Below are 11,762 nucleotides of genomic sequence, written 5' to 3'. Positions count from 1 at the left end.
CGGTACACGTTGACGCAATGATCTTCAGGGCCATGCGACACTCCTTGCAATGATGATCGGTGTAAGCCCGGTGAGACAGGCATGACTATCCTGCCCTGCTGCCTCGGCGGCGGCAGGCGCTTCGACGGTGCCCCAAGTGCGTTAGGTGTACGACGCCGCTACAGGCAGTCGAGGGCAGCATGCTGTCATTCACGCTATCCTCCATAAATGACTCGTAGCAACCGACGGTGGTTGCGCAGTAGGCAAGAGCGAGATCCGTGCCACTCGAACGCGGTGGCCTATGGCGCAAGTGCCGGCGAACTTTTAGTTAATCTTGTCTCGGTTCGCCGACATTCAAACCCGACAACTGGAGCCGGACCTGTCGCTGTTACGACAAGACGAAATGGCTGCCCGGCACAGAGAACGTGGCTTCAGGTTCATCGCGCGTAACGTATCCGCGCGCTGCGCCGCGCGATGAAACAACCCGGCACACCCGGCGTGCGGACGGCAGTCCACGACGCTAGGCGGCGGAATCACTCGACAGTAACGGTGAAGTTCTTGGACGCGAAGCTCAGACCGCCGGGCGATGACGTGATCTCGAAGCCGTACTGCAGTTCGCCGATCATAACGTCGTCGAAATAGTTGAGCGACTTCAGGTACTTCATGATCGCCAGCACATCGATCGTCGTGTCGTTGGTCTTGGTCGTGCGCAAAAACGAATAAACCGTGTTGCGGCCGTTGCTGCCCACGTAGACGTTCCAAGTGCCACCGGTTAGCGAGACGTTGCTGTGAAGCGGTACAGCGCAACCAGCGGACGTCCAGTTATAGGAGATCGGCTTGACATTGCCGCAACCCTCCGAGGTTCCGGTGTAGTTCAGCCAGACCATAATCTCGTGCGAATTATTGCTAGCCCATATATCGAAGGTCGATTCCCATGCACCACCGGAAGGCGTAGTAGCCGAGACCGCCGCGGTCAACGTGTTCAACGAACTGATGGTCTTGTTGATCAAGTAACCGATGTGCGGATAGGACTTGATGCCGCTGGTGTTGGGCTGATCCGAAGTTACGCCCCAGTCGAGGTTAGTGTTGGCCCAGATGGTCTGCACACCCGCGGTCACATTGCTGCAGGGAGACCAGACGTCGTTGTTGACGGTGTAGCTGCCGTAGATCCAAGAGGCGAATAAATTGGTCGAGAAGCAGGACGAGGTTTCGGGGGAAGATGCTGACCAAGTCGCGGCCTGTGCGCTGGTGACGCCAAGCATCAGTATGGCGGTAGCAGCGTAGCTCGCTAGGATCGAGATTCGGGGCATGGTAGTGCTACGTCCTGTCGAGTGGATGAATCTGTCGGAATCAGTGGGGGCGAGCGGCTTAAGCAGCAATCCAATCCAAATAGAAACACTGCCCGGGAGAAAGTTTGCGTGACGCTGTTGTCCACATCTCCCCTCCGACCATGTGAGCCACTGAATGCAATCGAGCAGGACACAAGCACAGCAGACATTCCTGTCGGAGTATTGCCCTTATGCCGCGTGATCGAGCGGCGCAACCTGTTCGCGCGAACCTGACTTCCTGCGCAGCCGTATTGGCGCCGCGTTTATCGATCGTCGCCGTCCCGAGCTCGCCATTCTAGGCGATTCATTTTTCAAAATGCTGCCGTGCCGCCGCCCTATTCCAATGGACCTGCAACAGAAATCGATGGTATGCCCGGCCTTGCTGACTGGGCGATACTGGTCCTTCCTTTCGCCCTTGCTTCCAACATAGATCTCACTGACGCGTCAACCCCTGCAGACGGGGTGTTTGTGATAGGACGCATCTCCCGCAACGGCAGCAACTTACTGTAAGCGATCAACGATGCACGGTTAAACGATCCACCGAGGTGCCTCGCCCCTCAATCACTTCTTCGAAGTCTCGCAGGCACCAGCGCACACACGTCAGAATTACATCAAGCGGGGGTCGGACACGACCGTCCAGTGCATCTTCATCGAGTTTTCAGCTATTCATCCTTCTGTGCTCGACAATCTGATTCCCAGAGCAAATCTTTCCGGCGTTCAATCCCAGCCTCAACTCTGCCGTACACCGCTTCCGTCTCTAGCCTTGCACCAGCGGCTCCGATCAAACGGAAACATAAAGTAGTCACTCACGGTGAGCGGTTCAGACTGGCCTCGAAGCCCAACTTCCGGCCACTCATTCTTTTTTGGCCAGTACGCCGTACGAAAAATCGTGTCCCAGATAGTCGTAAAGAACCCATAGTTCCGGCGTCGGTGTTGCAGTTCCAACGAGTGGTGAATACGGTGGAACTTATTGTCGCCGATGATGTATCGAAGCGGCCCAAGATTGATGCGAGTGCTAGAGTGAGAAAGATGCGCCTGAAAGGCAATCAGTGTCATCGCAACAGCGGGCACCACGCCAGATTTAAAGTGAATCAGCGTGAGTGGTAGGGCCACAAATACTGCATAAATAAGCGGCTCGGAAACGTGATGATTGCAATTCCACGCCGTCAGCTCGCGGATCGAGTGATGAGTAGCATGCATGCGCCACATGAATGGAACAGCATGCTGAGCTCGATGCATCCAGTAGTAAAAGAAGTCGCCGGCGATCGCAACTAAAACTCCAGAAAGGACGGCGAAGCCCACGTTAATGATTGCGTTGTCTGAGTGAAGCAATGTCGCGAAATTGACCGTTAGGAGCGGCTCGACCCCTAACCATTCCAAACCCACGGCGTAGCCGTGCCAGACTATCGCACCGAGCCCAATGCGAATGATCCAATTCCGTACGCCGCGAACGTACGACGCAAAACTGTATCGATAAGCCGGAAAGATCACCTCGAGCGCTACGCACAATGTAGCGAAGATCGCAACGAGCTTAAACGATTTCACAAAAAACTCGGCCATCTGATTAACATCGAGAATATGCATCTATTTTGCTCCGAGAAAATCGACCGAATGTGCCCACCTCCGGTCGGTGCGATTCTCGCGTCAACGCAGCCGATTTCACCGAGGATCAAGCGTTCAACGGTTATTGATCTTCAGCGCGACCTTACAAGTCCGATTGGGCATCGAGATCCGCACCTATAGCGCATTGCGGTAAAGTCATACAAATTTTATATTCACGCCGCATTCATACGGTCACCGTGGATCACCGCGCCATCAAAGCGGTGCGTGACATACTATGCGGCATTTCCAAAAATTCCGAAAATCGATTGTTTGGATAGGCATCATTTGATCTTTAAATGGCTAACGCTACTCCATGACGGAGTGTTACCGACTTTCAACCGGTTTGGTCAGCTGTGTCACGTGATTACACGCCTAGGTATCCTCATTATTGATTGGTTGCGATAGCAGCGCAGCCATTCCACCAATGACATGTAGCGATGCGCCGGTTAAGCGCCGACGCCTCTCGTTCATGCACCTGGCGTCTAATCGAGCGCAAAATATCGCCGATTCAGGGCGAAGCAGGCGTGAAGGAATTGCTGTGCAATCACAAAACGCGCAATTTCGTGCTCTTGACTACAGGTTGATTGATGAATGTTCTCTGTGCGATGTGCATACGTGCGACTACTTCGATGAAGGTTTTTCTTAACGTGAGCTCGTTCTGGAAGGCCTGCTTTCGCCTTCCGGATAGCTCCGCAGCTCGAATCGACGTTAATCCTGTTCGGCACCGGAGGTTTGCACGCAACACCATACGGTGTGACTGCTTAGGACTTTGAGGCAGGAATTGCCCACTAGCGCGTCGTGATGCAAGGCGTCAAAGACCCTCCAATTAGCTTGGTACTAGTATCAATATTATTTGTTTGATATAGCTCCGGTGTTTTTGATATGGTCACATTCGCCGTACCTTCAACGAATACAATTTTTTCAGCATGCTGTATAGCCTCCGTCTACGGAATAGGTCGGTATCCGATTTTTGCGACCGACGGCCGCTGCAGCATTCACCTCAACCATCGTTCCCTAGACGGATGCATTGTCATAACGGAGACAATCCATGAAGAACCCTGTCGCATTTTCACAAAGTTCATCACCGACTGTTGACCTGCTGTATGACTACGCTCCCTTCCTTCAACTTTCAGAGTCTGAAGGAGGAATTGGCTGCTTTCCGTCCGGCATCCCTGCGCCCCGAGTTGCCATCGTTGGAGCCGGTATCAGCGGCCTTGTGGCTGCCACAGAACTATTGCGAGCAGGGGTAAGGGACATTACATTATTTGAGGCTCGCGATCGCATTGGAGGAAGAATTTGGTCCCAAACATTTGATCCAAGGCATCCACATCTTATTGCTGAAATGGGCGCAATGCGATTTCCTCCTAGTGCAACCGGCCTTTTTCACTACCTAAACAAGCATAACATCTGCACGACAGCGTCTTTCCCTGATCCAGGAGTGGTCGACACCGAGCTGCATTATCGCGGTGCTCGTCATGTTTGGCCCGCGGGAGATCCCCCACCGTCATTATTCAGACGCGTTCATGAAGGTTGGACAGCCTTGTTGCGTCACGGGTGTGTACTAAACGGCATCTCTCTCGTAGCGCCAACAAAGATTACGGCCATGTTGAAGTCACATCAACTCGAAAAAGCGCGTACGGCATGGCAGGCCTGGCTCGACGCATTTCGAGATAGTTCGTTTTATTCCGCCATTGTGACGATTTTCACTAGCCCGAATCCACCCGGCGGTGTCCTATGGAAGAGACCCGACGACTTCGAGCTGTTCGGCTCTTTAGGGATAGGTTCCGGCGGCTTTCTGCCTGTCTATCAAGCGGGATTCACTGAGATTCTGCGTCTCGTCATTAACGGCTATCTCGATGATCAGCGCCTGATCTCGAGCGGAACTTCCACATTGGTTGAACGGCTGGCTGGACAGGAGATCGGAGGAAGCACTGTCAGCGAACGGGTTCGCTTTAGCACCGTGGGGCGCATCTACAAAGAGGATGGGAAGATAAAACTTTCAACGGATAGAGATGGGATAGTGGCTTTCGACCGCGTAATCGTTACCAGCAACAACAGAGCAATGCAAATCGCTCACTGTCTGACAGACGACGAAACGTTTTTAAGCCGCGACGTATCCCGAGCCGTGAGAGAAACACATCTCACGGGGTCGTCGAAACTGTTCATGCTCACCCGCGACAAATTCTGGATCACAAACGGGCTGCCAGTCACCATCCAGTCGGACGGTTTCGCTCGGGGCGTATATTGTCTCGATTACGAACCTGATAACTTAGATGGGCGGGGCGTGGTATTACTCAGTTACACGTGGGAAGACGACGCCCACAAGCTACTGAGCGTCGCCGACAAAAAGCAGCGGTGTGAGCGCTTTGTCGAGGAACTTGCAACGTTCCATCCAGAACTCGCGCGCCATTTAGTTCCCGCCGCCGGCAATTATGATACTAGTGTCCTTCACCACGACTGGTTGACCGACCCGCACTCCTCCGGAGCGTTTAAGCTCAACTATCCCGGCGAGGATGTCTATTCACAACGACTCTTCTTTCAGTACAAGACGGCAAATAATCCTGCAAGGGATACCGGGCTCTATCTGGCTGGATGTGGCTGTTCTTTCACCGGAGGATGGATTGAGGGAGCTGTGCAGACGGCTGTGAACAGCGCATGCGCCGTGATACGCAGTACAGGAGGGAAGCTTCTGCCGGGCAACCCGCTTGACGAAATCCGCAGCGCTTACCGTTACTGATATCGCACGTTCGCTCGTATTTGAAACCCTATGCATTTTGAAAACACCGTGCAATCACTCTGCGATCGCATACGGACTGGTACACTGTCGGCAGCAGAAATCCGGGAGCGCATACTCGGCGCGGATGTACGTGCGGCGACACTCAACTGCTTCATTCGTACATGCGACGCCGAGACGTACTTTGCTAGAGCGAACGACGCTTTAAAAGGTGCACCACTCTTTGGCATCCCTTTTTCCTTAAAGGATAATATTTGTGTTAAAGGTCTCCCTGTTACTGCGGGAACACCGGGAATGGAAGATTGTATTGCCAAGCGCGATGCTTCTATCGTCAGGAAGCTGAAATCCCTCGGAGCTGTCGTCGCCGGCAAGAACAATATGCATGAACTTAGCTTTGGCATCACATCGGTCAACCCTCAATGGGGGACTGTGGTGAATCCAGCAGCTCCCGAGCATTTGGCCGGAGGGAGCAGTGGCGGTTGCGCCGCGGCTGTGGCAGCCGGCATCGTTCCCATCGCAATCGGGACGGACACCGGCGGCTCGGTAAGAATACCGGCCGCCTTCTGTGGCATTACTGGCTTTAGGCCCACAAGCGGTCGATGGTCTTCAGCCGGAATCATCCCCGTTTCCCGAACGAAGGATTCCCCAGGCCTGCTGACGAAGACAGCGAAAGATGCGCAGCTTCTATATGAGTTGCTGACCCCCGAAGATCAGCTTCCGACAAAAATGAAAAGTACTCGACGCCGAATCGGCCTTCCGGCGTCGATGTGGACGGAACTGGATGATGATGTCCGAAAGCACTGCGCGCACGCCGTCAGACGACTGACTCGTGCAGGTTTCCAGTGCATCGAACTGGATGATTCGGCTGTTGCCGGGCTAAATAAGGCCGGAACGTTTACCGTTCCGATTTATGAATTTTTCACGGATTTCCCTCGGACATTGCTTTCGCTGGGGTGGGCAAACAGGATAAATACAGTGTTCGACAACATTCGTGACACTGGTGTCCGAGATATCATTCACACCAATCTGGCCGGAAAGTTTATCTCCAGTCGAGACTATTCATCCGCAATCCAAAGTATTGCTGCCTTACGCATGCAAATGAATACGTTGTTTAGCAACTGGGACATTGATTTTCTCGCTTACCCGACCGTTCCGCGTTGCGTACCGCGTCTGATCGATGCCGGGCGGCCTGGACTATTTGCGGACGTGATTCGCAACACCGATTTGGCCAGCAACGCTGCGATGCCTTCTATCACCCTTCCTGTCGCGCCCGATAAGTCACTGCCGGTGGGACTGAGTTTGGACGCTGCGCGAGGTCAAGATCGCCGCCTCCTAGCCGCAGCAACATGCATTGAAGAAATTCTGATTTCGTAATAGTGGGCTACCGTGTAGCACCGCTCAGCGCAACAGCGCCCGCGGCAACTCGTCTCACACGCACTGTCAGGAGGGCAAACGGTAAATGCAAATTTCCTTGAAGAGGATAAATGCGCTCTTTGACCCTGGCAGTTTTGTTGACCACCACCAGGATGAGAGGAGTCATTTCATCTGCGGTGAAGGATTGGTAAATTCGGTAAGGACGTTTCTTGTCATGAATCGCGGGCAAGACTGTGAGTTCCATGGAAGTGGCCAGTGGCACACTGCCGGGCAAATCATAAGCACGGTAACTCAGGCTAAGAATAACGGTGCCCCGTTGATCTACATTCAGGACCAGTCTGGAGGGACAGGTAGCTTCGACACAACAAAAGTGCTTTCCCGAGACATGTCCAGACTGCTTTTGTCTCCATCGGGAATGGGCCGGGTAAGCGCATCTATCGCGGAATTTGCAGAAACTAATCTGCTGATTTCCGCCATACTCGGTCCTACTTCAGGCCCGCTTGCTTTACCGCTGATGCTCGCAGACTTGGTACTGATGACTGAGAAGGGCGCTTTATGTATGGGTCGGCCGGATATGGTGAAGGCCATGCTGGCGCAGGAGTCCGACCTCTATTCACTAGGCGGAACAAACGTCCACAGCAAGGACTCAGGCTCGGTTCAGCTGGTATTTGATGACGAAGGAAGCTTGTTCCAATGCTTAAAAAAATTGGTTAACGACATTTTTAAAGGCAGCTCACGCAGCGCTTTTGAATATCAAAATCCCGATCCGACCAATTTTGAAAAATTGATTCCGTCGAATCACCGAACACCATATGACATGCATGATTTGCTATATTCTTTTATCGATAAAGGCAGTCTGACCGAAATGAGCCCACAATACGCGCAGGAGGTATTGACGGGCTATGCAACCATCGGAGGGAATCTGATCGCGGTTATCGCCAACAACCCTCGACACAACGGAGGCATAATCCATCGGAAATCTGCGTCCAAAATGGTCAAAATGATAAACATTGCTGCCAAAACCAAAACACCGATTATATTTGTTGCTGATGTCCCCGGATTCATGATCGGGAAAGAAGCGGAACGTAGCGGCATATTCTCGGCGGCAGCAGAATTGTTTCGATCGCATATTCAATGTAAGGTTCCGAAGTTACTCCTTGTTGCGCGAAAAGCTTACACCGGCGGTGTCTACGCCATGTGCGGACCCGGGTTCGACCCGGTAGCAGTGCTGGCATATCCGCATGCGCATATTGGCGTTTTCAGTCCGGATACGATGAACAAGGTTTTATCTAACCTTGACGAGGACGCAAGGATCACAGTGCAAACACTAACCAAAGAAATTGAGGATCCAAGGTTATTAAAAAGTAGCGGACTGATTACTGACGTTATTGATATAGAACAAACAAGGGATCAACTAACTAAATATTTATTTCCTAGCTGATGATGCTCTCGTATTTTTCCGGCCGTTTACTTTTAAAAGCACACTTGAAATATTTTGCATCAAAACGGCCAAGTATTGGCGGACTTGCCAATACTTGATTCTGAGAATGATGTCCTCGGCTTTCATGGCAGCATTCCTTCGCTGTTTTTGGTGTAATCATTGCATCACACAGCGCACTGGAAGATGCTTTGGACCACCGACGAAGCTGGACGCGATGAATTCAATTTCACCCGCCGGCTCGATAAGCCGCAACCTCGGGATCAGTTCCTCAAACAGGATGCGCATCTCCATGTTTGCGAGATGCTGACCAAGGCACACGTGAGCGCCAACGCCGAATGCGAGATGCCGGTTCGGTTTGCGGTCGATATTGAAATTGAACGGCTCAGGAAAGACTTCCTCGTCAAAATTTGCTGAGCCGTAGCAGAGCATCAGCCAATCGCCCTTCCGGATTGTTCGTCCTCGGACGTCGGTGTCGACAGTTGCCGTACGCATGAAATGACGCACAGGCGATGCGTAACGACAGGTTTCGTCGATAAACTGCGGAATCAGCGAACGGTCCGCCTGAAGTCGCGGCAGCAGCTCAGGGAAGCGGCTCAACGCCCACATCGCGACTGAGATGGACGATGAAACCGTATCGTGCCCCGCAGCGGCGATGATCACGTAATAGCCAAGAAGGGTTCTTTCATCGATAGGCTGGCCATTGACCACCGCGTTGGCTAGTACGCTCGCGATATCGTTACGTGCGTTCGCCCGGCGGTCTTCGGTGAGGCGCTTGAAGTAGTCCTTGAAGTCGGCCACAACGGACAGCAGAGCCTTGCCCATTGCGCTGCTCGAGTCGCCTTGGCGCTGCATCTCGCGCTTGTATTCCGCATCCTCGCTTCCGAACATCTCATGAGTCAGCGTCAAAAGCCGCAGCGAATCCTCCTGCGGAACGCCGAGAATATCCATGATCACGTTCAGCGGGTAGTGCGATGCAACGTCGTTCGCAAAATCGATCACTTGCCCGCTTTGCTGCAGCAGTTTCGCGGTCATCGCACGTGCCAGCGACCGAATGCGGCCGTCAAGCTTGATGATGCTGTTCGGCATAAACCATGACTGTGTCAGCGCACGTAGATTCTTGTGCTCGTCCCCATCGACATGCACGAGCGAGCGGACAATGTTCGGGCTACCAGTTGCGGAAATGACATGCTCGATCGACGCTTTCGGCCGGCAGACGACAGAATACTCGCCGTTGCAAAACGAGACGGTGTCTCGTGAAATCATGGAGACGTCGGCGTGTTTCGTGACCACCCAGAACGGATCATGCCCGTCCGCCATTGCACGCCCGACAGGGTTGTTCGCGCGCGCCCAAGCATACGTTTCATGGAGACGATCAGGGTTGGTATAGTAATGCGGATCAACCAGATGGTTTGCCATGTCTTTTGGCAGGTCGTAATTTGACATGTTCATGACGGTAGGACGGTTTAAAATGCGTCGTGAAATCGGCGTGGCCAATAACCACACGCAAAAACGACTGACTGTTAGGCCAAGATTGCGTTCGCGCGACCGCAACACGAAACTTCCGAGACCGGTACCAATTGCTAATACACGCATTTCACGGCCACCACCTGCTGTGACGTTCGCACAGTCGATGACTATGCGGCCCGGAATGGTGGTCTGAATGCGCGCAGAGTATCGTGAGCTTGTCAAGTGGCTGGCTCGTCGCGCCGCGGACGATGCAATTGCGTCGACGTCTGCGAATCGGCGAACTCCGCCGAGTTTGCGGGCTCTGTGCTCTTTCGTTCGGCTATGCTATCGATAGTAGTCCTCTTGGCTTTTGCAGTGAACACATAAATTTTCACCTTGCGCGTTGACCGTCTCGGGGCGAAGATCATACGGTTGGTGAAAATCGTACGCTTCTTGCGATCATGAAGACAACGACCGTAAGTTGATTAACGTATTCGCCCCCGCGCTCAGGCCGAGGGAACCGAGCGTAGCTATTGCGGCTGCCAATATGTCGGTGAGTTGCTTTTCTCGAAGGAACTGGCCATACAGCGATGCGGTCGACCTATCGATCATGGCATAAGTGTACCGTTGCACATTTCATCGGAAAAGAGCTTGCGAGTAGGCGGCATGATTGAAATCAATGGTGTCGCCCGGGCACCGAGATTGACTGTGATAGTGAAATCAATTTTTCCAGCTTCGGCTCGGGTCGCGTGCTTTGCTCATGCCTTTGCCGAGACCATTACGTCGCGTCGATACTCGGAGCGATGAGGCCGGTCAAAAATGACGATCCGCAGCGTCATGCCAGGAAGCCACCCCTCGAAAAGAAGCTCGCGCACCGCGCCGGCGAACTTGTACTTGAGCCTTTGTTCCGGTTAGCTCTTCCGTCCGTCGAGGAACGTCGCGCTGAACACGGACACCACTGCACACTATGTAAGTGCTATCCGCTATCATTGCGCTTGAACGAGCGGCGTACGCGCCGCAAAGAATACCTCTGCATCCCGGCGGGCCGCGGACAGACGGTTTGTTGCGCACTAGTGCGAACGGCGAATGCGCCACTACGAAAGCTAACACTGCCCTGGGCCCGACGCCCTTCTGACAGAAAGAGCGTGTGCGCCACTCACCTTCCTCACCGCCTATTCGACGATCAACCCATGCCGGATCGCATACCGGATCACCTCAGCATTGTTCGAAAATCCGAGCTTCTGCATCAGGCGCGTCTTGTATGTACTGATCGTTTTCGCGCTGAGCGCGCACGCGTCGGCGATTTCGTTGATGCTCCGGCCCGCCGCGAGCATCTGCAGCACCTGAAACTCGCGGTCCGACAGCACCTCATGCGGCGGCACGTCGCCGCGCTGCGTTTCGAAGATCATTCCATCGACAAGTTTCGGATCAATGAAGCGGCCGCCGTCCGTGAGCTTGCGGATCGCCGCGAGCAGCACGTCCGGGTCGCTGTCCTTGGTCAGATAGCCCGTTGCGCCCGCGCGCAATGCGCGCGAGGCCACCTGTGCCTCATCGTGAATGCTCAGCACGAGTACGGGCAGCGACGGTTGCTCCACCCGCACTCTGCGGATCAGATCGACGCCACTGATGCCGGGCATTGTCATGTCGAGCAGTAGCAGATCGACGACACAACTGCGCAGCCTGTCGATCACTTCTGTCCCTTGCACCGCTTCCGCCGCGACGATGATATCGCTCGTGGTTGCGATGATCTGCCTGAGTCCGCCACGGACGATCGCGTGATCGTCCGCAATGAGTATCCTGATCATGTTCGAGGTCCGCCATCGAGCGGAATATGAATGGAAACCATGGTCCGCGCGCC

7 protein-coding genes are annotated in these 11,762 nt (G+C 53.7%); 3 read left to right on the top strand and 4 right to left on the bottom strand.

What is annotated here, in order from left to right:
* Positions 1-512: 512 nt before the first annotated feature.
* A complete protein-coding gene (locus tag BMW76_RS37960; RefSeq protein ID WP_012406798.1) occupies positions 513-1,289 on the bottom strand; it encodes a GH12 family glycosyl hydrolase domain-containing protein in 777 nt (258 codons plus the stop codon).
* Positions 1,290-2,036: 747 nt separating this feature from the next.
* Positions 2,037-2,891, bottom strand: coding sequence for a sterol desaturase family protein (locus BMW76_RS37955; protein WP_012406797.1), 855 nt, complete (start codon positions 2,889-2,891; stop codon positions 2,037-2,039).
* A 1,066-nt stretch (positions 2,892-3,957) separates the two neighbouring features.
* On the opposite strand from BMW76_RS37955, the gene BMW76_RS37950 reads away from it, so the two are divergent.
* The 3 genes from BMW76_RS37950 (at position 3,958) to BMW76_RS37940 (ending at position 8,458) form a co-directional block, all read left to right on the top strand.
* A complete protein-coding gene (locus BMW76_RS37950; RefSeq protein ID WP_090873869.1) occupies positions 3,958-5,646 on the top strand; it encodes an NAD(P)/FAD-dependent oxidoreductase in 1,689 nt (562 codons plus the stop codon).
* A gap of 30 nt (positions 5,647-5,676) precedes the next feature.
* Positions 5,677-7,017 (top strand): amidase family protein, encoded by a 1,341-nt coding sequence (locus tag BMW76_RS37945; RefSeq protein ID WP_090873868.1) that lies wholly within the window; start codon positions 5,677-5,679, stop codon positions 7,015-7,017.
* An 85-nt stretch (positions 7,018-7,102) separates the two neighbouring features.
* Entirely contained in the window at positions 7,103-8,458 is a 1,356-nt protein-coding gene (locus tag BMW76_RS37940) for a carboxyl transferase domain-containing protein (protein WP_090873867.1), read from the top strand.
* A 156-nt stretch (positions 8,459-8,614) separates the two neighbouring features.
* Here the strand turns inward: BMW76_RS37940 and BMW76_RS37935 are convergent, their stop codons facing one another.
* Positions 8,615-9,907, bottom strand: coding sequence for a cytochrome P450 (locus tag BMW76_RS37935; protein WP_012406792.1), 1,293 nt, complete (start codon positions 9,905-9,907; stop codon positions 8,615-8,617).
* A 1,169-nt stretch (positions 9,908-11,076) separates the two neighbouring features.
* Entirely contained in the window at positions 11,077-11,709 is a 633-nt protein-coding gene (locus tag BMW76_RS37925; protein WP_012406790.1) for a response regulator, read from the bottom strand.
* Positions 11,710-11,762: the final 53 nt, after the last annotated feature.

This window comes from Paraburkholderia diazotrophica (assembly GCF_900108945.1).
Taxonomy (GTDB): Bacteria; Pseudomonadota; Gammaproteobacteria; order Burkholderiales; family Burkholderiaceae; genus Paraburkholderia; species Paraburkholderia diazotrophica.
Note: the sequence above shows the minus strand (reverse complement) of the source record. Positions and strands in the feature narration are given on the sequence as shown.

Bases quoted from the DNA above. Each gene is read 5' to 3' on its own strand.
- BMW76_RS37940 (WP_090873867.1), top strand. From the start codon at position 7,103: ATGCAAATTTCCTTGAAGAGGATAAATGCGCTCTTTGACCCTGGCAGT.
- BMW76_RS37925 (WP_012406790.1), bottom strand. From the start codon at position 11,709: ATGATCAGGATACTCATTGCGGACGATCACGCGATCGTCCGTGGCGGA.
- BMW76_RS37950 (WP_090873869.1), top strand. From the start codon at position 3,958: ATGAAGAACCCTGTCGCATTTTCACAAAGTTCATCACCGACTGTTGAC.
- BMW76_RS37945 (WP_090873868.1), top strand. From the start codon at position 5,677: ATGCATTTTGAAAACACCGTGCAATCACTCTGCGATCGCATACGGACT.
- BMW76_RS37960 (WP_012406798.1), bottom strand. From the start codon at position 1,289: ATGCCCCGAATCTCGATCCTAGCGAGCTACGCTGCTACCGCCATACTG.
- BMW76_RS37955 (WP_012406797.1), bottom strand. From the start codon at position 2,891: ATGCATATTCTCGATGTTAATCAGATGGCCGAGTTTTTTGTGAAATCG.
- BMW76_RS37935 (WP_012406792.1), bottom strand. From the start codon at position 9,907: ATGAACATGTCAAATTACGACCTGCCAAAAGACATGGCAAACCATCTG.